Annotated in this window: 16 protein-coding genes; 12 read left to right on the forward strand and 4 right to left on the reverse strand. The window is 57.1% G+C overall.

Features of this window, described 5'->3' with window-relative positions:
* The first annotated feature begins 272 nt into the window (after positions 1 to 272).
* Genes GOW40_RS17460 through GOW40_RS17510 form a run of 11 tightly spaced genes read left to right on the forward strand, consistent with a single transcriptional unit; the run spans position 273 to position 12373 of the window.
* Positions 273 to 1745 (forward strand): NAD(P)/FAD-dependent oxidoreductase, encoded by a 1473-nt coding sequence (locus tag GOW40_RS17460; protein WP_171133187.1) that lies wholly within the window; start codon positions 273 to 275, stop codon positions 1743 to 1745.
* Positions 1746 to 1792: 47 nt separating this feature from the next.
* Positions 1793 to 3280, forward strand: coding sequence for a hypothetical protein (locus tag GOW40_RS17465; protein WP_171133186.1), 1488 nt, complete (start codon positions 1793 to 1795; stop codon positions 3278 to 3280).
* A complete protein-coding gene (locus tag GOW40_RS17470) occupies positions 3277 to 4284 on the forward strand; it encodes a glycosyltransferase family 2 protein (protein WP_171231107.1) in 1008 nt (335 codons plus the stop codon). The genes GOW40_RS17465 and GOW40_RS17470 overlap by 4 nt, the downstream gene beginning before the upstream one ends.
* 36 nt (positions 4285 to 4320) lie before the next feature.
* Positions 4321 to 5262, forward strand: coding sequence for an NAD-dependent epimerase/dehydratase family protein (locus tag GOW40_RS17475; protein ID WP_171133184.1), 942 nt, complete (start codon positions 4321 to 4323; stop codon positions 5260 to 5262).
* A gap of 27 nt (positions 5263 to 5289) precedes the next feature.
* Entirely contained in the window at positions 5290 to 6192 is a 903-nt protein-coding gene (locus GOW40_RS17480) for a glycosyltransferase family 2 protein (RefSeq protein ID WP_171133183.1), read from the forward strand.
* Position 6193: 1 nt separating this feature from the next.
* The gene (locus GOW40_RS17485) at positions 6194 to 7168 is read left to right on the forward strand and encodes a lysylphosphatidylglycerol synthase transmembrane domain-containing protein (protein ID WP_171133182.1); all 975 of its coding nucleotides are present in this window, start codon (positions 6194 to 6196) and stop codon (positions 7166 to 7168) included.
* Positions 7169 to 7172: 4 nt separating this feature from the next.
* Positions 7173 to 8600 (forward strand): FAD-dependent oxidoreductase, encoded by a 1428-nt coding sequence (locus tag GOW40_RS17490; protein WP_171231108.1) that lies wholly within the window; start codon positions 7173 to 7175, stop codon positions 8598 to 8600.
* A 4-nt stretch (positions 8601 to 8604) separates the two neighbouring features.
* Positions 8605 to 9363: a polysaccharide deacetylase family protein gene (locus tag GOW40_RS17495; protein WP_171133180.1), complete on the forward strand. Its 759-nt coding sequence runs from the start codon at positions 8605 to 8607 to the stop codon at positions 9361 to 9363.
* The gene (locus GOW40_RS17500) at positions 9360 to 10115 is read left to right on the forward strand and encodes a methyltransferase domain-containing protein (protein WP_171136741.1); all 756 of its coding nucleotides are present in this window, start codon (positions 9360 to 9362) and stop codon (positions 10113 to 10115) included. The genes GOW40_RS17495 and GOW40_RS17500 overlap by 4 nt, the downstream gene beginning before the upstream one ends.
* Positions 10112 to 11650 carry a polysaccharide pyruvyl transferase family protein gene (locus tag GOW40_RS17505; protein ID WP_171133178.1) on the forward strand — a complete coding sequence of 513 codons (1539 nt, stop codon included), beginning with the start codon at positions 10112 to 10114 and terminating at the stop codon, positions 11648 to 11650. Before GOW40_RS17500 ends, GOW40_RS17505 begins: the two co-directional genes overlap by 4 nt.
* A gap of 12 nt (positions 11651 to 11662) precedes the next feature.
* Positions 11663 to 12373: a methyltransferase domain-containing protein gene (locus GOW40_RS17510; RefSeq protein ID WP_171102170.1), complete on the forward strand. Its 711-nt coding sequence runs from the start codon at positions 11663 to 11665 to the stop codon at positions 12371 to 12373.
* Positions 12374 to 12382: 9 nt separating this feature from the next.
* Here the strand turns inward: GOW40_RS17510 and GOW40_RS17515 are convergent, their stop codons facing one another.
* The 3 genes from GOW40_RS17515 to GOW40_RS17525 all read right to left on the reverse strand — a co-directional run bounded on the left by GOW40_RS17515 (position 12383) and on the right by GOW40_RS17525 (position 16973).
* A complete protein-coding gene (locus tag GOW40_RS17515; RefSeq protein ID WP_171133177.1) occupies positions 12383 to 13894 on the reverse strand; it encodes a PepSY domain-containing protein in 1512 nt (503 codons plus the stop codon).
* 96 nt (positions 13895 to 13990) lie between these two features.
* Positions 13991 to 15463: an oligosaccharide flippase family protein gene (locus GOW40_RS17520; RefSeq protein ID WP_171133176.1), complete on the reverse strand. Its 1473-nt coding sequence runs from the start codon at positions 15461 to 15463 to the stop codon at positions 13991 to 13993.
* Positions 15450 to 16973: a glycosyltransferase family 39 protein gene (locus GOW40_RS17525; protein WP_171231109.1), complete on the reverse strand. Its 1524-nt coding sequence runs from the start codon at positions 16971 to 16973 to the stop codon at positions 15450 to 15452. Before GOW40_RS17525 ends, GOW40_RS17520 begins: the two co-directional genes overlap by 14 nt.
* Positions 16974 to 17134: 161 nt before the next feature.
* On the opposite strand from GOW40_RS17525, the gene GOW40_RS17530 reads away from it, so the two are divergent.
* Complete coding sequence (locus tag GOW40_RS17530) at positions 17135 to 18559, forward strand: hypothetical protein (protein ID WP_171133174.1); 1425 nt, start codon at positions 17135 to 17137, stop codon at positions 18557 to 18559.
* A 3-nt stretch (positions 18560 to 18562) separates the two neighbouring features.
* On the opposite strand, the gene GOW40_RS17535 is transcribed toward GOW40_RS17530, so the two are convergent.
* Positions 18563 to 20407, reverse strand: a complete 1845-nt coding sequence (locus tag GOW40_RS17535; RefSeq protein WP_171133173.1) for a DUF6798 domain-containing protein — start codon at positions 20405 to 20407, stop codon at positions 18563 to 18565.
* Positions 20408 to 20603 lie beyond the last annotated feature (196 nt).

The following is a 20603-nucleotide window of genomic DNA, read 5'->3' on the forward strand; positions in this document are numbered from 1 at the left end:
AACAACTGACAGTCGCAAAAAATCATCTTTGCCCGAGTAAGGCGAGCGATTTTTGCGGTATACTCGATAATACGTCTCATACCTGAGACAAAATCGGTATAGTTTTCAAGATTGTTTCCTGGCTGGTGATCTTTCGGGCGAAAATGGTAAAAAGGGGTGATATTGCCGCAAAAATGAGTGATTTTAGCTGACAAGTGTCGCCACGCCTTGCTGAGTTCGGGCAACGTTCCATGTAAGGGCATGTTTTTTAGTGATCAGGGTTTGAACAAAATATGACGGATTCAAATACAAGAAAGGCCATCATTATTGGCGGTGGCCCCGCCGGGTTGACCAACGCGTATGAGCTTTTGCGCCTTGAGCCCACCTGCAAACCTGTTGTCTTGGAAGGCGACAAGCTGGTTGGTGGAATCGCCCGTACCGAAAGCTACAAAGGTTTTCGCTTTGACATCGGTGGTCACAGATTTTTCACCAAGATCAAAGAGATCGACGACATCTGGCATGAGATCTGCGGCAAGGAATTCATCACCGTCCCGCGGCAGAGCCGGATCTTTTATCAGGGTAAGTTCTACGACTACCCCCTGAAACTGACCAATGCGCTGTATAATCTGGGTATTTTCGAATCCCTGAGTGTCATGGCCAGCTTTGCAAAATGGCGTGTTTTCCCGAGCAAACAGGAAGATACTTTTGACCAATGGGTGACAAACCGGTTCGGCAAGCGCTTGTTTGACCACTTCTTCCGGTCCTACACGGAAAAGGTTTGGGGCGTGCCCTGTTCCGAGATCCGCGCCGACTGGGCCGCTCAGCGCATTAAGGACCTGTCGCTGACCAAGGTCGTGTGGAACGCGATCTCGGGCGCCAATGATTCGTCCAGCCTGATCGAAGAATTCCAGTACCCGCGCCTTGGCCCCGGCCAGATGTGGGAACTGATGGCCGAGCATGTGGAAAACAAGGGCGGCGAAGTGCGGATGCAATCCTATGTCAAACGGGTAATCCGGGACGGGATGCGAATCACAGGTGTCGAAGTGGTGGCACAAGACCCCGAGACCGGAGAAACGCGCACTTATATCGAAGAGGGTGATACCTTCTTCAATTCGATGGGGTTGCGCGATTTGATTCATTCGATGGATCCTCCACCCCCGGCCGAAGTGGTCGCAGCAGCAGATCGGCTTAAATACCGCGATTTCATGATCGTGACGCTGGTGCTCGATCATGCCGACCCCTTCCCGGACAACTGGATCTATGTCCACGAACCCGAAGTACGTGTGGGACGGATTCAGAATTTCCGCGCATGGTCTCAGGACATGATGGCCGACAAGACCAAAGCGTCGATCGGGATGGAGTATTTCCTCAACGACGATGAAGAGATGTGGCACACCGACGACAAAGAGCTGGTGGCGATGGCTGCACGCGAGTTGGAGCGTGTGGGTCTTGCACCTGCAAAATCGGTGATCGACGGGGCGATTATTCGCCAGCCAAAAGCTTATCCTGTCTATGACGCCGAGTATATGGAGGCGCTTGAGGTGATCCAGACCTGGCTACAACAGCTGGAAAACTTTGAAACCGCCGGACGCAATGGTTTGCATCGTTACAATAACCAAGACCATTCCATGCTGTCGTCGATTTATGCGGCGCGTAACATGCTGGGTGCCGACTACGACGTGTGGAACGTGAATGTCGAACGTTCCTATCATGAGGAGTTTCAGACAAAACCTTATGAACGGGGTGAGTCGGCCAGCGCGGCCTGACATGGACCTAGTTGGTTGCCCAGTGTTTGGACACCGGGAAAAATGGTATGAGTGACAAGGTATCAGGACCATTCCGATATGGTGGGCTTTGGCTTTTGGCCGCATTGGTCATGAGCCTGTCGGTCTATGTGTTGAACGGCGGTCTGCTGTATTATTTCGATACGGCCGGATACATGATTCAGGGGCTGAATACTCTTGAGATTCTGAACCTGTTGCCTGCGCAAGCTGCGGCGGGTGAAGGCGGTGGCGGCGGTGGAGCTCAGGTCGATACGGGTAACACGGTCAACGGATCGCGGTCACTGTTTTATGGTTTGATCGTGGCCGGTCTTACCAGCTTTGCCCGACTAGAACTGATCATGGTTTTGGGCTTTGCGACGATCTTTGCGTCGGTTTGGTTGTTGCTGCGCGTGGTTCAGCGCGCCGATCAGGTTGCTCTGTCTCCGATCGCGGTTGCCGGGGCGTCGGTCTTCGTGGCCTGTTTTGGTGCCCTGCCCTTTTATCTGGCCTATGTGATGCCCGACATTCTGGCACCGGTGCTTATTCTGGTTATCGCGCTTTTGGCTGGGTACGCAAATCGCATGAACGTGTGGGAGTTGGCTCTGGCGCTAGTGCTGGGCTTTGCTGCCGTTCTATCGCACCCCTCTCATCTTGCGATTGCGGGCCTTAGTATTCCGGTGGTCGCCGTAATTGCAGCCTTTGTTCAGCGTCGCAGCTTCTGGATTGCTCCGGCTCTGATCGGAGTGTTGGTGCTGGGTGCGGTTGCCGAACGACAGGTTTTCAAATCGCAAGTGACCGAACGCACCGGTTCGGCTGTGGTTTATAACCCCTATATCACCGCGCGGTTGATCCAGGACGGACCTGCCTATGCATATTTGGCCGATCATTGCCCGGATGCCGCCATCGCCACCTGCGCATTGTATGAGGCGTTGCAGAACTCGGACGATCCGATGCGCCTGACGGCGAGCCATATTATTTTTGAGAAAACTGAGCAGCTGGGTTCGCTGCGTCATCTGGATGACCAGGCCCAGAAAGCCATCGGGGATGAGCAATACCGGTTCTTCTTTTCGGTCTTGATAAACCGACCTGTGCATACGATTGGCGCGCTACTGGGCAATACGCTGGAACAAGCCAGCCATTTTGGAGTCTATCAGACGATCCCCAATGACAATGCGCGGCGTAATGTTTTGGAAAGCGCCAAGATCCCGGACGACACCTTTATCGATGGGCGATTAAGGCGTGACCAGGGCTGGAACAATCCGGTCTATGTGTTTCAGACCGCGCTTTATGCGGTGTCGCTGGTGGTTATTCTTGCGCTGTTGATCAAACCTTCGCCCGTCTCCGGGCGGATGAAGGCTGTGGCGGCCATGCTTGTACTGGGCATTTTGATCAACGCCTTTGTGTGCGGAGGACTTTCGCAACCAGCGGCGCGCTATGGCGCGCGGGTGATCTGGTTGCTACCGCTTATGGCCGTGATTTTGCTTGGCGTCTCGCGGGCGCAGGTTTTGAGATCTGGAACAATGGGGCAACCTCAATGAGCGACGTAAAGATCAGCGTGATCATGCCTGCCTTCAAAGCCGCGCATCTGTTGCCGCGCGTGTTGCCACCGCTGTTGTCGATGCGCGACCGGGGCGAGGTAGCCGAGGTGATCGTGATCGACGATGTCTCACCCGACAACACCGCTGATCTTGCGCGCAAGATGGGTGCGGATGTCTATGTCATGGACAAGAACGGAGGCCCGGGTGCGGCCCGCAATTTCGCTGCGACCAAGGCCACCGGGAATGTATTGTGGTTTGTCGACTCGGACGTGATTGCCAAGGACAACGGGGCCCAGCGCTTGCAGGAGATTTTTGGCAAGGGTGATGTGGCGGCGGCATTTGGGTCTTATGATGAAAGCCCCGAAGGCCCCTGGTTTTCACGCTACAAGAACCTGATGCACCGGTTCTATCATCAGACAGCGCGCCGTCAGGCCCGCACATGGTGGGCGGGGTGCGGTGCGATCTCGGCGGATATGTTCAAGCGTGTCGGTGGGTTTGATGTCGAAACCTATCGCATTCCTTCCATCGAGGATATCGAGCTGGGTTATCGCATACATGCAGCTGGTGGTGACATCGTGGTGGATCCCGAGCTTCAGGGCAAACATCTCAAGATCTGGTCGGTGCGCAATTCGGTCCATACCGATATCTTCTGTCGTGCGCTGCCTTGGTCGCGGCTGATCATCAATCGCGAAGGTCTGACAGATGATCTCAATACCGGGATCATGGAGCGTGTGCGGGCCGGTCTGGCGGGTCTTCTGTTTTTGTCGTTTTTGGCCACGATCGCGCAGCCCTCGCTGTGGCCGGTTCTGATCCTGCTTTTGGTGGCCGTTTTCGCCGTCAACAGCCAGCTTTTCCGCTTTATGTGGCAGGCAGGTGGCCCAACATTTGCCATCAAGGCGCTGCTTTATCATCAGTTTTACTACGTATATTCCGCAAGCGCCTTTGTTTGGTGTCTGTTTGAGTATCATGTTCTTGGCCGAAGGAATCGTTTGCATGTGCCCTGATTTCCGCAGCTTGTTTTGGTGTGAAAGGAATCCTCGATGGCTCGATTCCTGATCACCGGCGGTGCCGGATTTGTCGGCATGCATCTGTCCCACGCCCTGACGGGCGCCGGGCATGAGGTTGATATTCTTGATAATCTCTCGACCGGTCGCCGCGCCAACCTGGCGCCGGGGGTTCGGTTTCATGAAAGCGACATCAACAATACCCAACTGCTGCGCGATGTGCTGCAAGAGATCGACGGAGTGTATCATCTGGCTGCAGTGTCCTCGGTGCAGACCTATCTGAGCGATTGGACTGGCTCGGCACGGGTCAATCTGGGGGGCACGCTTTCGGTTTTCTCGGCTGCGGCGGGCGCGAATGTACCGGTTGTCTATGCCAGTTCGGCGGCCATTTACGGTGCTGCAACCGATCTACCGATCCGCGAAGACAGCCAACCCAACCCGATCTCGGGCTATGGGGCGGATAAGCTGTCGGGCGAATACCACGCCCGCGCCATGGCCGAGGCGGCGGGTTTGAATGCGGTGGGGCTGCGGTTCTTCAATATCTATGGCCCCGGCCAATCGCGTCAATCAGCTTATACCGGGGTGATCACCATCTTTCTGGACCGCTGGCTGAGCGGGGATTCGGTGGTGATCTATGGTGACGGCACCCAGACCCGTGACTTCATCTATGTGGGCGATGTGGTGCAGGCGCTGATGCGGGCCATGACCCATGCTCAGGCCGGACATAGCGATGTGTTCAACATCTGCGCGGGCACTTCGGTTTCCGTGCGTGATCTGGCCGATGGCATCGGCCGCATCACAGGCCGCGCGCTGAGCTATGACTTTGCCCCTGCCCGCCCCGGAGAGATCCACGCCTCATGCGGGTGTCCCGACAAGGCGCGCGAGATATTGGGGTTTGAGGCCCAAACAGAATTTGAAACAGGCTTGGCCCAGCTGATCGACTGGTTCAAGGCACAAGATAATGCAGTTGCCGAATAGCACGCGATGGCAGGAGCAGTTCCGAACATGACCACACAGACCACCCCGACCGAGGTAGAAGGACAGGACGCCGCACCGCAAACGCTCAGCGTTGTGATCCCCGCCTATAATGAGGAAAATGCCGTCCGCGCGACGGTGGAAGATGTGCGCGAACATCTGGCCCCCTTGGGGATCGACTATGAGATCATCGTTGTGGATGATGGGTCCGAAGACAATACCCGCGCCGAAGCCGAGGCCAGCGGCGCGATTGTCGAATGCAATCAGGTCAATTCTGGCTACGGGGCCTCGCTGAAGCGCGGTGTGCGCCGGTCGAAATACGAGTATGTCGCCATTCTGGATGCCGATGGCACCTATCCCGCGCGGTATCTGCCCGAGATGCTGGAGATGTGCCGCCATCAGGATATGGTGGTCGGAGATCGCGGTGCGGCGATGAAAAACGTCCCGCTGTTGCGGCGCCCGGCCAAGAAATTCCTCTTTGCCTTCGCTTCATTCCTGGCCGAGCGCAAGATCAATGATCTGAACTCGGGCCTGCGCGTGTTCCGACGGTCCGAACTGATCCCTTTCCTGCCACTGCTGCCGCAGAACTTTTCGTTTACCACAACGATCACCCTTTGCATGACGTCAAACGGCAAGCGCATGGTCTATACGCCCATCGAATACGGCAAGAGGGTTGGCAAATCGAAGATCAAACCGATTGATTTCATCAATTTCATCATTCTGATTCTGCGCATCTCAACCCTGTTCAACCCATTGCGTGTGTTCATCCCGCTGGGGCTGGTGTTCATGGGGCTGGGTCTGATCAAGCTGATCTATGACATCTTTGTCGGCAACCTGTCGGAGAGTGCGATCTTTGCCTTCCTGGCCGCGATAATGATCTGGTCGCTTGGGTTGATCGCCGACATGATCTCGCGCCTGCATCTGAGGCCGTGACGTGACGCAAGCCCCGCATAGCCCTCGTTTCAGCCGCAAATGGTTGATCCGTGCCGCAGGTTCCGGCCTGTTGCTGGCGGTGCTGTTTTGGCTGTTGCCCTGGGATGCGATCAGGGCCGGGTTTCAGGCCACACCTTTGTGGGTCTTTGCGGCGGTTCTGGCGATCTTCGTCCTGGCTCATCTGGGGGCGGCTTTGAAATGGCGGATGCTTCTTGGCCCGGATATGCCCATCGGTACCACTTTTCGCGCGCATTTTGCCGGGCTGGCCGCAAATCTGTGCTTGCCGGGCGCCGTTGGTGGCGACGCCGTGCGTGCTGCGATGGCACAGGCGCAGCTGCGCGATGGGCCTCGGGTTGTAGCTGTGGCGATGATCGACCGGGTGATCGACATGGTCGCCTTGCTGATGCTGTCGGCACTTGGACTGTTGCTGGCGCGCGGGCATGAGACCGGCTTGGCCATCATCTTGCAAACGCTGGTTGTGCTTGCTCTGGTGATCGCCGGGTTTCTGGCCCTGCCCCGGCTCTTGCCGATGATCTGGAGGGTGATCCCCGCTTTGCCCGGGCGCGGCTTTGGCGAACGGCTGGCCGACAGTTTCCGCCTGTTGGCGGCACGTCCAGCCCTGCTGGTCAGCGTGTTTCTCGCCTCAAGCGTCGTGCAGATCGTTTTGGTCTCGATCGCCTGGTGGCTGGCTGTTGCCGCTGGCGCTGGTGTGGCCTTCTGGCCCTGGCTGTTTGCCTGGCCTTTGGCGAAACTGGTGGCCGTTCTGCCGGTGTCACTGAACGGTCTGGGCCTGCGTGAGGCCACGCTGGCCGGCTTTCTTTTGCCCTTCGGGGCCCATGCACCTGCGGTGGTGGCCGCGGGCCTGATCTGGCAAGCGGTGTTGTTTGCCGCCGGCGCCTTGGGCGCAATGATATTGGTTTCGACCGGCCAGGGCCTGAGCTTTGGTCGCAAAGAGGATATTATCAGCAGTGAATAAACCGGTGGAACAAAAACCCAAATACACCATTCTGGGCGGCGGCCCCGCAGGGCTTGCGACGGCACATCTGCTGGCGCGCGACACCGAGGCCGAGATCGCCTTGATCGACCGCGCGCCGAAGCTGGGCGGCAATGCCGGATCTTTTAAGATCGAAGGCATTATCACCGACTATGGCTCGCACCGGTTTCACCCGGCGGCGGACCCCCATGTGATGAATGAGGTCAAATCGCTCTTGGGCGATGACCTTTTGCTGCGCCCGCGCCATGGCCGGATCCGGTTGGGGGGACGTTGGATTCACTTTCCGCTCAAACTGGGGAATGCGTTGAAATCACTCCCCCTGCCTTTCGCCACATCCTTGGTCCGCGACATGGTCACCGGCCCGCTGCGCCGCGCGCCCGAGGGTCCGGCGACCTTTTCCAGCGTATTGCTGAAAGGTCTGGGACCTACGATCTCGGAAAATTTCTACTTCCCTTATGTGCGCAAGCTGTGGGGGCTCGATCCCAGTGCGCTGGCGGTCAAATTGGCTGAACGACGCGTGTCGGGTTCATCCGTGTCAAAGATCGTAATGAAGATGGTGCGTATGCTGCCCGGGTTGCGCGGCGAGACCACGGGGCGGTTTTTCTACCCCCGCAAAGGGTTTGGCCAGATCTGCGAGTCGATGGTAGAAAGCGCGCGCCAAAACGGGGCTGAAATCCGTCTGGAGGAAGGCATCGAACGGGTCGAGCGTGACGGCAACACCGTCACCGCTGTGATCACCAAAGACAAGGCCGGGGTTGAGACGCGGCATGAAAGCAGCCAGGTACTGTCAACCATTCCGCTGACCGCGCTTCTGAAAGCCATGCATCCGGCGCCACCGCCCGAGATCGTCGCGGCCGCCGAGGCGATCCGGTTCCGCAGCATGATCCTAATCTACATGGTGCTCGAAACCGGCCAGTTCACGGAATATGACGCACATTATTTCCCCGAGATCTCGATCCCGATCAGTCGGATGTCAGAGACCAAGAACTACAACAACGTGACCGCCCCCGAAGGCCTGACCGTTTTGTGCGCCGAGCTGCCCTGCGACCCAACCGATCCCTGGTGGGAGATGTCTGATGATGAGCTGGGCGCGCATTTCCAGCAATGGCTGGGCAGCGTCGATCTTCCGGTGAATGTGCCAGTGCGCAAAGTGATCACGCGGCGTTTGTCGCATGCTTATCCGGTCTATGATGTGGACTATGCCGATCACTTCGCGGTGGTCGATGACTGGCTGGAATCGCTGGATGGGTTGGTCAATTTTGGCCGTCAGGGCCTTTTTGCCCATGACAATACGCACCACGCCTTTGCCATGTCCTTTGGCATCGCCGATTGTCTGGGGGCCGATGGGTCCTTTGATCAGGCGAAGTGGACGCAATACCGCGAAAAATTCTCGCATCACGTGGTGGAGGATTAGACGCTTGGCAAACCCGGTGATCGATATTCTGATGTATCATTCGATTTCCGACGCAGGCGGGCCGACGTCGATTGCGCCGGATATCTTTGCGGCGCAGATGCAGGTTGTGGCCGATTCCGGCGTTGCGCTGATCACGCTGGATGATCTGGCGGATCATGCAAAGCTGCCTGCGCGGTCTTGCATTGTGACTTTCGATGACGGGTTCGAAGATTTCGCCAAAACCGCCTGGCCAACCATGGCCAAGCTCGGCGTTCCTGCCATTGTTTATCTGCCGACCGGATGTATGGGCGGTGCCGAGAACTGGCGCGGCTCCAATACGCCACCCCGCCCATTGATGAACTGGGACACGGTGCGTGATCTGGCCAGTGACGGCGTGCAGTTTGGCAGCCATACGGTGGCGCATCCCGATCTGGATGGGTTGGATGAGGCACAGCTGGAACAAGAGCTGGTTCAATCCAAAGCGACGCTTGAAGACAAGCTTGGCCGCCAAATCCGCCATTTCGCCCCTCCTTACGGGCGGGCACAGGCGCGCGTGCGAGCCCGGATCGCGCAGCATTATGATACCTCGGTCGGCACGCGACTGGGTTGTGCGGCAGCATCCGGCGACCTGCATGATCTGCCCCGGCTTGAGATGTTCTATTACCGCGACCCCAACCGCCTGCGCGCGCATCTGCGTGGACGCGGGCGCAGTTATCTGGGGTTGCGGCGTGGGTTGCGCGCAGTGCGAGACCTGAGTTCCAAACCCTGGGAGCGGACAACATGAGCGCTTTGCAATCCATCGCCCGCAAAGTGCTGCCAGAAAGCACGCGCCGCTGGATCACCGTTCAGCGTCAGAAGCACCGCCTGCAATGGCCGCGCGCGGGATCCATCGATTTTGGTGATTTCGATCGGCTGGCCCCGGTGTCCAACATCTTTGGCTTTGATCGCGGTCAAGCCATTGACCGCTATTACATCGAGGCGTTTCTGCGCCAGAACCGCGCCGACATCACGGGCCGCTGCCTGGAGCTGGGTGACCCGGCCTATATCGAGAAATATGGCCAGAATGTCTCGCAAGCGGATGTGTTGCATTATGTCGAAGGCAACCCGCAGGCCACCATTGTGGGCGATCTGACCAACGCGCCGCATATTCCCGACAACAGTTTTGACTGCATCATCTTCACGCAAACCATTCAGATGATCTATGAGCCGCGCGCCGCATTTCAGACTCTGTACCGGATTCTGAAACCGGGTGGCGTGGCTTTGATAACATCAGCAGGAATCGCCAAGATCGGACGCCGCCTTGGTCGCGACGATTGGGGCGAATACTGGCACTTCACCGCTCAATCCCTAAACGCAATGGCCCTAGAATTCTGGGCCGAAGACGGGATCACCATTCACAGTTATGGAAATGTAATGACCGCATGTGCCTTCCTTCAGGGCCTGGCCGCTGAGGAACTTTTGCCCGCTCAACTGGACCACCGAGATGAGGATTTCGAAGTCATCGTAACCGCACGATTGCAAAAGGAGGGCGCATGACAGAGATCATCCTGACGCCCGAGCAGATGCGCGGTGCACATGACTATCTTGGCGGTGACACAACCGTTCTGGGCCAGCTGTTTGATCAGGCCGAGCCCGGCCGGACCGTTAAGCTGCCTGTCACGCCTGAGACGGTGTTCCACATCGAAGGCATCTGGCGGCTGTTGGTCGACAAAGGGCTGAAGCCGTCCTTGATGCCTTCGGAAGGGTTGAACGCGCGGGAAGAGGAATTTGTCCACGACTTCAAACATTTCTTCCTGAAATCAGCCCCTCCAGGAGAGGCGAACCCGTCTTCGATGCTGTCGGATGCAATGGCTTTGTTGTGCCATGGCACAATGGCGTTTTTGACGCTGGGCCCCGGCCCGGTACCCGAGCGAAAGACCATGCCATCGGTGGTTCTGATTGGAGCCTATGGGGGCGAACATGTCGGAGATGCGGCCATTCTGGGCGGCGTTTTGCTGGGCCTGCATCATGACTACGGCACTGTCCACGCTACGATCATGAGCAAACGCCCCGAACACACGCGGCGCTTGGCCTCAGCGCTGGATACTCCGGTTGAGGTGACCGTAGTGCCCTATGGGCATCGTGAAATTGGCAAGGAAATCGCGGCCAGCGATGGGCTTGTCTTTGCCGGTGGCCCGCTGATGGATCTGCCGCGCATGTTGGTGATGCATCTGAAAGCTGCTCGCCTTGCAGCAATCCATCAGGTTCCATTTGTGGTGCGCAATGTGGGCGTTGGACCGTTCAAACGCAAACTCTCTCGCTGGATTGCGCGGCAGATTGCCATGCATGCGGCTGTGTTCACAGTACGCACCAGCAAGGCCGCAAAAGCGCCCGAGCTTAAGGGGATCGACGTCAAGATCGGCCATGATCCGGCCTTTGATTATCTCAACAGCCGACCTGCTGACCTGGGCAAGCTGACGGCGCCCGAACAGCAATCGGTGGATCAGCTGCTGGACGGCACCAAAGGGCGGACGCTAATCGGCGTCAATATACGGCCCATTCGGCATGATTGGTCTGACCGTGGTGAGGCATTTTCACGCGAGGCCGAAAAGCGGTGCTATGAGGAATGCAGCAAGGCGATGATCCAACTGGCGCAAACCAGCACCCAGCCGGTGACGTTTGTGTTTTTCCCGATGAACCCGATCCAGCTGGGCGCATCGGATCTGGAATCGGCCTTTATCCTGCATCAGATCGTAGAAGATCAGATTGATTTCCGGGTGCTTGAAGCTGACCCGGACGTGGATGGAGTGCTGTATCTGCTCCGCCGACTGGACGCGGCCATCGCAATGCGCTTCCATGGTTGTATCTTCTGCCTGTCGCAACAGATCCCCACTTTCGGGATCGATTACTACCCAGGTCAGGGCGGTAAGGTCGAACAACTGTTCACGGATAATGATCTGAGCGCGCGGGTTCGGATCATGGATCAAGTGCAGGCAGATTGGCTGCAAGACGGCCTGGATGCGGTGGTTCAGCAACTGAACGCATCACCGGAGCACAAGGATATGAAGCAAAGCGCCGAGGGTATTGTTTAGAGGAGACATGTTATGAGCGTTGGACAGAATATAACTGCGGGCAATGCAGATTGGACATTTGGCAACGACGTGCCCGACACGTTTGTGGACCACATCAAGGTTTCGGTCCCGCTATATGAAAGCGGCCATGATCTGGTCTGTCAGCTATCTGATTATTTCGTGAAAAAGCAGGGTGTCGCCTATGAGATCGGCACCTCGACCGGAGAATTGCTGCGCAAACTGGCCGAACATAACAGCCATAAGCCTGATCTGCGCTGGATCGGTCTGGACGTCGAAGAGGCGATGATTGCAGCCGCGCGCAAACACTGCGCCGATATCCCCCAGATCGAGATCCTGAACGAAGACATCCGTTTGATGGAGCTGGAAAAGGCGGATCTGATTGTCAGCTATTATACGATGCAGTTCATCTCACCGCGCGACCGGCAAGCGGTCTTTGACAAGATCTATGAAACGCTCAATTGGGGCGGCGCCTTCATCATGTTCGAAAAAGTGCGTGGACCGGATGCGCGGTTTCAGGACATCGTCACGCAGCTTTACAACGACTTCAAGCTCAAGAACGGGTTCTCACCGGAAGAGATCATTGAAAAGTCGCGCTCGTTGAAAGGCGTGATGGAGCCGTTTTCCACCCAAGGCAATCTGGACCTGTTGGGCCGCGCCGGGTTCAAGGACATCATGAGCATTCAGAAATATATCTGTTTCGAAGGCTTCCTGGCGATCAAGTAAAGTGTCCGGTCAAAAGACCGGACGCCCAAGGTTCCAGGTTAAGCTAGTGCCATCAGGTAGTCGTACCGTGACCAGATTGTCGCTGTCTCCTGCGATCATCTGGAACCGGGCCTGCTGCCAGTCGGGAACGGATTCAAGCTGCACTGTCTTCGCAGCTTGACCGTTCAGCAGAATTTGTGCCTCAGCCCCTTCATAATCGGCCAATCGCAACCGCAGATCCAGCGGTTCACCCGCGCGCAGTTTGCCTTTGGCGAACAGTCGGGCCGATCCATCCAGTTGCAGGGGTGCATCATAGGCGGGGACGCGCGCCCAGCGATCTGGTTTGAAGGCAAACCCATAGATACCGGCTCCCAGTCCCAGAACGATGCCCAAGAGCAACAACCATTTCAGGCGGACCATGCCGTGCCACACAAGCGTCGGTGCATTGGGGGTGGGACCATCCAGCGCAGTTGTGATCCGCCGCGCATAGACAAGCATTCCGAAGATGGCCAGCCCGGTCAGCATCACACCAAAAGCAAACCACAAGATGCGCGTTGCCATACCGCCCCATATGCCGAAATGCAGGCTATCTGCTGCTTCTCGCAGGCGGGTCATGGGGCCCAGCTCTTGCGCTGTGAACGCACCGAGTACTGCCGTATTCGATGGATCCAATGTCACCTTGTTGGCCCGCCCGCGTACCAACCACGCGTCAGCCTGACCTTGCACAACGATGCTTTGCCCTGGGAATGACGGTAAGATCACCAGCTCAGGTTCCAAGGTTGGGATCTCATCCTGCGCTACGCTGACGGCTCGTAGCACATCAGCCCCATCAAAGCTTGAAGGCAGTGGTTGCTGGCGCTTTTCGATCGTTTCAGCTGCAGGATAATGATATGGTGTCAAGCTGAGCACCCCAGCAAAATAGTACAAACTGGTCAGCGCCACGACGACAAGAAAAGGAAGTGACCACAGCGCTGTTAGTCGATGCATACCTCCCCAATAGGATCGCGCATTCATCTCCCGTTTCGGCCAGCGGAAAAAGCCGCGCCAAAACCTGCGGTAGCTTATTAGACCGGTGATAATCAGAATGATCATTATCGGTGCGGCCAATGTCACAACAAGAGTTCCGACCACGTGCCGAGTCAATAGGCTGTCGTGGAACGATCGGAGGATTTCTTTGAAGTCAAGCTTACCCGTAATGCCTTGAATTTCACCGGTTTGCGGGTTGGTCCACACCAGCGCCTTTTCTCCCCAAGGGGTCAGAATTGTGGTGTTATCCGCTACGAAGCCCGAAGCCTCACGCTCAATCCTCTCGATTCTGGCTTGCGGCCACTCGGTTCGGATATTGTCATAAATTGCAGCTACGGGCAGTGGTGCGCGCGGCGCATCCGCGCGGCGTGTACTATCAACCAACGCTTCGATTTCAGGTGCCAGAACCAGAACGGTGCCCGAGAGGAAAATGAGTGTCAGATACAGAACGATATTCAGACCAAACCATGTATGCAGCCAAAACAAAAAAGAACGAAAAGACTTGCGGTTGCTCATAATAGGTCCTGATAAACGCAGCTCGGCGCTCGGGTTAGTATATGCCCAATCCGCGTTGAGTCTATGCCGCGACCCTGCGGCATATGTGCTTTGAACTTAGTCTGAGGCGCGCTCGGGTGGCTTGGCATAAGCAACGCGCACGAGGTCGGAAAACAGGGATTTTCTACGTACCAATCCGCACAGAACAAATACCACCAAACCGGCAAATCCGGCCTGAACCCCCGTACCAAGCGCGAACCACACAGTCAGCGCCGCCAGCGCCGCAAGGCCCGGTATTACGCTCGGACGGATCAGGGACATCGCTCCGATCTGACGGTTCACAGCAAACTGCGTAATACAAGCGCTGGCGAAAACTGCGGCGAAAAAGCTTAGGGCGGCACCGACTGCGCCCAGATGAGGAATGCTTATTAGGGCTACGGTGATCAGGGCCAGTGCGCCTACGATCTCGGCGCGCAGCAGAAGCCTTTGTTTGCTCTTGGCAATCAGGGACCACCGCGCATGGCCGCTAAGCAACCGCAAGGGAAACACCCAGGACAGGCAGATCAAGACGGGGGCGGCCGTGGCGAAGGCCTCGCCAAACACAAGAGTCATGATCGGCGTGGCAAACAGCGTCAGGCTGAGTGCTACAAAAATACCTCCCCAGGCTATCACATGGATTGAGGACTGCATCATCCGTTCCCATCCGGCAAGGTCATTGTGCAGGCTGCGGGTGATCGCCGGGTATAGGTTGAAGTGATAGATAAAGCTGAGCACCAGCAGCGAGATCACCAACCGCTGAGCCGCACCAAGCCAGGCCGATTGTTCGGGCTCGGCCAGAACCGACAGCAGCATCATCGGCGCATAAAGCATGAAGGCCCAAAGCATGTTCGACAGACCAACCGCCGCTCCGGTTTTGAGGAAAGTCAGCGACTCGCGGATCGGCCAACCGGTTCGAAACGGCAGGCCCAGATAATACTGACCGGCAATGTAATAGACCGAAACCAGCAGCAACGTGGCGCATTCGATCCAGCCCACTGTTGCAATCGAGGTGCCCGGATGCACCAACAGAAACACGCCTGCGGCAAAGCCAAGCGAACGGATCGGGCGCGCCAGAGCCGCCAGATTCATATGTTCGAGCCCCTGAAACAGCCATTCCTGTTTCAAGGGCGCAAAAATCAGGCTGGCGATATAGATCCACAAGAGCGTCTGGCCCGTTGGTGTCAGATTGGCAAGCAGTGACAGCAAAAAGGCCGCGGGAATGACGAACAGGGCCATGATAAACCGCGCAACCGGGATCTGGCTGGCCAGAACGCCGGCGTCTGCGGGCTTTACAGCCAGTGCCTTGACCCCGATAGGCCCGACACCGCATTCGATGACGATGGCCGCAAAGGCAGCAATCGAAATAGCCAGCTCGATCGTTCCGTAATCTTCGGGGCTCAGCTGCCGTGCGAGATAGGCGAAGGTGATGAACCCGACGACCATGCTCAGCGCCTGCCCTCCGGCCAACGACAACAGATCGCGCAGAAATTTGGGGCCCGATTGCGAGAAGAACTTGCCCAGCCAACTCGTCGGTTGATCACTCGGGGGCATTTGATTTCAACACGACGATACCGCCGCCCGCCAAGGTGCCGTGGAAATAGTCGGCTTCGGAGAAACTCTCCTCAATGGTGCTCAGGATATCTGCGTGCCTCCGTCGGGTTACAGATGGAAAGGTATACACGATCCAGGTTTCCTGTTCGGGATCGTGAAGCGACTGAAACTCGGCCAGACTGTCCGCCCCGGCCCAATGCGGCGCAAAATAATCCCGGTATGGCGGCACGGTCAGGCCCAGGGCAATGACCTGAGCATCTGCGGCGCGGTGGGTTTCGACATAATCACGCGCGCCGGTGAAATCCTGTTTGGGATAGAGATAGTTCTTGGGCAACAGAACCAGCGTCGACACTATTCCCAACAGGGCCAGCCACTGTCCCGGATTGGCGATCGAAAGCCTCAGCCTGGTGGCCAACCAATCCCCCAGCCCGGTGGCGCCATGGATAAGGAACAGACAGATCAAACCAAGATCACCCAGAAAATACCTCGGCCAGACCCGGAACGACAAAGCGACCAGCAAAGCAATGGTCAACGCAATGTGCAGGACAAGCACCAGCGGCAAGACGGGCGCGGTTCGGTACAGCCGGACCATGGCAATGCTCATGACCGCAAGAGCCACCGGTAAAGCGGGCCCAAGGATCGGGCCAAGCCCGCGCACGATCTCGGCCAGAGTCCAAAGCGGGTTTTTCCATTGGGCGATGGACTCGGCCCGTACGGCATCTTCGGGCCCGGATTGTACGGCAGTGAATGTGGTGATCATCGAGTCGATCATGGGCAGGTAGATTGCGGCTGTCAGGGCAAGACCGAAAAGCGCACCGACCAAAGGCATCAGGATCGATCCGCGCGGGATCTCTTGCCCGCGCATCCGCATCAGCGCCAAGACCAAAATCCAGGTCAGCCCCAGCGCTGCAAAGTAAAACGCCGCCGACAGGTGGGTATACATGGCGCAGGCGAAGACAAAGCCAAAGCCCAACCAGATGCGCCAGCTGGGCCTGCGCATCCCTTCCAGCACAAGCACCAAAGCAATGAGCCCTAGAAACAAAAGCCCGGTATAGCCGCGCGCGTTTTGTGAGAACCAGACATGGTGGTAAGACACGGCCATCAATGCTGTGGCCATCAAAGCCTCGGGCACGGGTACAACGCGGCGTGCCAGCAGCCAAAGCGCCCAAAGGCTGGCTACGCCCCACAAAACCGCGGGCAGCCTGAGGGCCCAGGCGCTTTCCCCGAACAGTCCGATTGAAGCTTTGCCTTGTAGTGTGAAGAAGACGTGGTTGTTCAGGCTGTCATATTGCGTGAACAATTGCGCCAGCGGCAGGCGGACGTAATCGACCAGCGTGTTGACCTCATCATACCAAAGCGCGGCATCCAACCGCGCCAGACGCAAGGCCAGCCCAACCAACAGGATCCCCCCAAGGATCAGATATTCATTGCGCGAAATCGCAGGGGCCAGAGGCTGATCTGAGGAACGAAACCGGTTCATGGTACCAAAATAGCAAACACTATCCTGCATTGGACTAACGGAAATCTTGGTCCAAAGCCAGCATCGTCATTGGACGTGCCCAGCTTGCGGCCAGTATGTCACGCAAGCGTCAATTGTTTCCGACTATTCGAACACGCGGGTGCGGTCTAAGGTGGGTGAGTATTTGGTGACTCAGTGATGTGAGGGCATTCATGTTCGGTTTTTTCAAACGCGTTTGTTTATTTGTTTTCTGTGTTGCGGCTACGGGACAAGCGGCCCAGGCGCAGGACGCCACGATCCAGCTTTACCCCGATCAGAAATTCCAGACGATCAACGGCTGGGAGGTTCTGGCCCGTGGATGGGAATACGACAAGGCCGCGGATCGGTTTGATGGCAGCTGGTATCAGGACAAGGCGCTGCATGACCGCATCATGGACGCTCTGGTCGAGCAAGCCGGTATCAACCGCGTTCGGATCGAGATCCGGTCCGGAATGGAAAACCCGATTGACTATTGGGCTTTGTTTGAACGTGGTGAAATTGGCTATGAGAAGGTGAAAAGCCATTTTTATCATAAAGTTAACGACAATGGCGATCCCTTTAAGGCGCGAGCAGATGGGTTCCATTTCTCATATCTCGACTTTCAGATCGAAAACATCATCAAACCGATGCAAGAACGGCTGCAAGCACGGGGAGAAACGCTTTATATCAACCTCTGCGTGGTGGATTTCAAATGGGGCGGCGAAGAGCAGAGCAATTTCAACCTGGCCAGTAACCCGCAGGAATACGCAGAGCTTGTCACGCAAGCGATGCTGCATCTGAAGAATACTCATGGGATTGTGCCAGACGCGCTTGAGGTCATGTTGGAGCCAGAGAATACGAATGGCTGGCGCGGTTTTCATATCGGACGTGCCGGAGCAGCGGCGTCTGATCGTCTGAACCAGCATCAAATGGCGCCCGAGTTGTTGTTGCCCTCGGTTGTAAATGCGCGCAATGCGGTGCGTTATTTCGAGGCTGCGATCAGTGTTCCGGGCGTGGCCCCGCGCACGGGTGCGATCACCTATCACCGCTATGCCGGGCGTCGGGCTTCGGTTATGGGCGATATCCGCAATGCGGCGGCGCGGCGGGGGATCCGGGTGGAGATGCTGGAATACACCAATGGCAAGGTAGCGGATCTGATCCAGGATATGACAGTTGCGCAAGCCAGCGCCTGGCAGCTTTATTCGATCATCGCGCGGCATCCGCCCGCATCATCCGAGGTGGCGCGCAGCGTATTGTTCTATGGTGCGCCGGAGGATGGCAAGATCGGACTCTCGCATCAGGGGCGCAGTTTGGCGCAGTATTTCCGCTATGTCCGCCGGGGGGCCGAACGGATTGGTGCTGTCACAGATAACGGGGATTTCCTGGGCCTGGCCTTTGTAAACCCCGATTATGCGCTTTACCCCGGAGCGGTTGTGGTCATTCGCAGCCAGCGTGCGGGTGAGGTAGCTGTAAACGGCCTGCCCAACGGGCGTTATGGTGTCAGCTATTCTGGCGCGGGCGTGGTGACAGGCGAACTCCCACCGCTGACTGTTGAGGGGGCGCAAGCTACGTTATCGGTGCCGGCCAATTCTGTAGTGACGATTTATCCCGCGCCCTGACGCTCAAGACCCGTCCAAAGCGACTGCTTTGAACTGGTCGTTTTCGTATAGGACCGTCCCGTCCCATGGCGTATCTGCGTAAAGAACAGCGAAACTTGCACCCAACTGAGTGGCAGCCGGTATCCAATCGGTGTTTTCCCGATGGGCCCTACGCATTTCCCGCAAGGCACCAAAGCCGCGTTTGGTAAAGGGTCCATAGAGCGCCTCTAGCCGGTTGCGCCAGTTCATCAGCCCCGCGTCGTCAAAAGGGATTGCGGTAAAGCTGACCAGAACGCCGCGATTGGCCAACAGCCTGAACCGTTCCTGATCAGGTGGCACAACCCAGATCGCGCCCTCGGGGCTGATTGTGCGGGCCTGACGGGCAATATCCGCTTCGGCATCGCGGTGATCGGACCAGCTAAAGGCCGTTTTTGCCAACGGCCCGCTTGTTGATGATTTGGCCACCATGGCGAGGGCAAGAGGCAGGCCAATGCTGAGGATCACGGCCAGCATCACACTACCCCTAAAAGGTCGCAATAGAACCAGCGCCAAAAGGGCAAACGCCGCAACACCACGCAATGTTTGCATTGGCACGCCATAACGCCAGGCCAATGCCGCTGCGATCAGAACGCTGAAGCCCAACCCTAGCCAAATTACGATCTCAGCGCGGGTTTTCAAAAGCTTGCGCACTATCCAGACCGCAAGACAAACCAACAAAACCAGCGTCACCGCATAGGGCTGCGCGTCCGCGCTGGCCAGCAGCAGGATCAGCGCGCAGATCAGCGCCGTTGCTTGTTCTCGGGTATAAAGATCTCCGATCAGGCGGCCTAGCAACAGAAACCCGGCCCATTTCACCACCATGAGCATTCGAAACACTTGCGCCGTGGCCCAGAGGCGGCTGTGCTGGACATCTGTAAACCACAGGCTTGCCGCACATCCGACCAGCACCATCAGACAGACGAGCGCCAACATCAGGCTTTGCTTGCCCGGCAGGGCTCGGCGCGCGGCGAACCAGAGGAAAATGCAAGTTGTCAGGGCGACGAACAGCCCGGCCTCGATCCACGAGCGGCGAAAGAATTCAGTACCCAGATAGTGATGCGGCGCGCGGAAGCTGATCAGGATGTCAAAGAACTCTGCATCCGTCAGCTTTGCGCTCTCATGCCCACCCCCGGGCAGTGCCCAGAACACCACCATCAGCACAACAAACAAAACCCCAGCACCAACAATGGGTGCGACGGTGCGCAGACGGGGCTGGGTTTCAGGCGTCAACAGACCCACGATAACGGCGGCCAGAAAAGCCATCATGGCAATCTCGGTCCCGATCAAAGGATGCATCAGAGCGGCCGGTACAAAGGCGACAACTGAAAGCCAAACCCGTCCTGTGAACAGCAAAACCATCCCACCCAACGCCAGCGCGATGGCGACATTCGCGGGCTGAAAACTGTCAAAGCGCAAAAAGCCGGCCAGCCCCAGTGAGAAGCTGCCATTCGTGATCGCCAAAGCTGCGGCAAATAGTGCTCCGGTGCTGCTGGCCCCCACCAGATTGCGCGCTCCTAGATAAGTGACCGCTCCTAGCACAAAGGCGAACAGACACATCAGGCTGTGTACGACGATGGGCAAAGGCATCAGGCTGACCAATGCCGCCATCGCTTTTGCGTAATAGATCCGCGGGCCAAACGCGGTGGCATGATCGGTATAGAAATCCCCGGCCATGGCCGAGGGATCAAGCAGTCGGGCGATGATCGGCAGTTGCTCGACCTGATTTCCGTGACCAAACAACGCGCCCACCAGAGGCAACAGTGATAGCATCGCCAAAAGCAATAGAATCTGGAATGGGCCGGGCTGTGGGGATTTGGGCTGCGCTGACATCTTACCTATAAGAACTTGTTCAAATCGCCGAACATGTTGACACCCAATTCATACCTCAGCTTGCACGCCCAACCCAGAGCTTCGCGCGCATTGCGTTGATTTTCTGATCAATCCGCGAATGCGTGCCCTATTTGTTTCACCGCCGCGACGAATACCCTCCAAGCTTGGCGCACCTTGCGAAACCTGTTTATGCTGC

The sequence above is a fragment of the Ruegeria sp. HKCCA6707 genome (assembly GCF_013033515.1).
Taxonomy (GTDB): domain Bacteria; phylum Pseudomonadota; class Alphaproteobacteria; order Rhodobacterales; family Rhodobacteraceae; genus Ruegeria.

Bases quoted from the DNA above. Each gene is read 5' to 3' on its own strand.
- GOW40_RS17515 (WP_171133177.1), bottom strand. From the start codon at position 13,894: ATGAGCAACCGCAAGTCTTTTCGTTCTTTTTTGTTTTGGCTGCATACA.
- GOW40_RS17460 (WP_171133187.1), top strand. From the start codon at position 273: ATGACGGATTCAAATACAAGAAAGGCCATCATTATTGGCGGTGGCCCC.
- GOW40_RS17505 (WP_171133178.1), top strand. From the start codon at position 10,112: ATGACAGAGATCATCCTGACGCCCGAGCAGATGCGCGGTGCACATGAC.
- GOW40_RS17465 (WP_171133186.1), top strand. From the start codon at position 1,793: ATGAGTGACAAGGTATCAGGACCATTCCGATATGGTGGGCTTTGGCTT.
- GOW40_RS17475 (WP_171133184.1), top strand. From the start codon at position 4,321: ATGGCTCGATTCCTGATCACCGGCGGTGCCGGATTTGTCGGCATGCAT.
- GOW40_RS17535 (WP_171133173.1), bottom strand. From the start codon at position 20,407: ATGTCAGCGCAGCCCAAATCCCCACAGCCCGGCCCATTCCAGATTCTA.
- GOW40_RS17525 (WP_171231109.1), bottom strand. From the start codon at position 16,973: ATGCAGGATAGTGTTTGCTATTTTGGTACCATGAACCGGTTTCGTTCC.
- GOW40_RS17530 (WP_171133174.1), top strand. From the start codon at position 17,135: ATGTTCGGTTTTTTCAAACGCGTTTGTTTATTTGTTTTCTGTGTTGCG.
- GOW40_RS17470 (WP_171231107.1), top strand. From the start codon at position 3,277: ATGAGCGACGTAAAGATCAGCGTGATCATGCCTGCCTTCAAAGCCGCG.
- GOW40_RS17510 (WP_171102170.1), top strand. From the start codon at position 11,663: ATGAGCGTTGGACAGAATATAACTGCGGGCAATGCAGATTGGACATTT.
- GOW40_RS17480 (WP_171133183.1), top strand. From the start codon at position 5,290: ATGACCACACAGACCACCCCGACCGAGGTAGAAGGACAGGACGCCGCA.
- GOW40_RS17500 (WP_171136741.1), top strand. From the start codon at position 9,360: ATGAGCGCTTTGCAATCCATCGCCCGCAAAGTGCTGCCAGAAAGCACG.
- GOW40_RS17520 (WP_171133176.1), bottom strand. From the start codon at position 15,463: ATGCCCCCGAGTGATCAACCGACGAGTTGGCTGGGCAAGTTCTTCTCG.